Raw genomic sequence first — 1,048 nt, forward strand, 5'->3', positions numbered from 1 at the left:
CTGGGCGCATGCGAGGAGGGGTGGGCCGCCTTCTACGGGGCCAGTGCGCTGCACGAGCGCTACCGCGAGCTGCTGCCCGACATCGTGGTCTCGCGGTGCCCGTTCCGGGATGAACTGGTGTACTGGCCGCTCGACATCGTCGACGTCGACGGCTGGTTCTGGAGCTCGTTCCATACGGTGCGCCGCTTTGACCCGGTGCCGCGCAGCTGGTTGCTGATGGTCGGCGCGATGCGGCTCGACGGTCCGATGGCGCCGGCGCCGTTCCTTCGGATGCTCGGCCCCGATGTGCCGTACGTCTTCCCCGAGGTCCTCGGTCATCCCGACATGCGGGCCGTGATCACCCAGGTGCGGATCGGCCCGCACACCGGCTGGCCGATCACCTATCACTGCGCCACCTACCGGCCACGCGGCATCGCGCTCGAACCGGTCTGGGGCAGTGATCATTACGAGGTCGATCAGGCCCCGGGCAGATACGCGGCCTGGGACGACAACTGGGGCTCGAACCACCCCGACTTCGATCTGCGGCCCTGGCTCGACAACGGCACACTCCTGTGGATCGCCCCCGACGACCCCACCGCCACCCTGCGCACCGGCTCCGCCGACTGCCCCTACCTGGACCTCCCCGGCACGCGCAAACACAACCGGCTGTACTGACCCGACGCCTCAGCGCGGTGCGTTGCCGAGTGCGAGCACCGCGGCCGCCACCTGCCCGCCGACATCGAGGACGAGGCGGAACACGTCGACGGCGACGAACGAGCCGTCGCACCACAGGATGTTGCAGCCGGTCGAGGCGTACGGCCCGACCCCGAGCAGGATGGCCGCGGCGGTGCCAGGGTCCGCCAGCCGGGCGAGGTCGTCCGGGGTGCGGATCGACAGCGGCGGATGGTCGAGACCGAGCGGGTCGACATAGGGCTCGGCGGGGATTCCGGTCACCGCCCGGGTGACGCGCTGGAACAGCTCCTTGTTGTCGGGGTTGCCGCTGCCGGTGAGCATGGCGACCGGGTTGTCCAGGTCGACCCGCAGCGGGACGCCGAGGCGCACCACCACC

At 70.5% G+C, this 1,048-nt stretch carries 2 protein-coding genes; one reads left to right on the forward strand and one right to left on the reverse strand.

Going from position 1 to position 1,048, the window contains the following annotated elements; genetic code table 11:
- On the forward strand, positions 1-654 hold a 654-nt coding region (locus ACWDNU_RS46975), incomplete at its 5' end, for a hypothetical protein (protein ID WP_449673595.1).
- A gap of 9 nt (positions 655-663) precedes the next feature.
- Here ACWDNU_RS46975 and ACWDNU_RS46980 read toward each other — a convergent pair.
- A partial coding sequence (locus ACWDNU_RS46980) for a hypothetical protein (protein WP_449673596.1) occupies positions 664-1,048 on the reverse strand: 385 nt, incomplete at its 5' end.

The sequence above is a fragment of the Amycolatopsis sp. NPDC003676 genome (genome assembly GCF_053587275.1).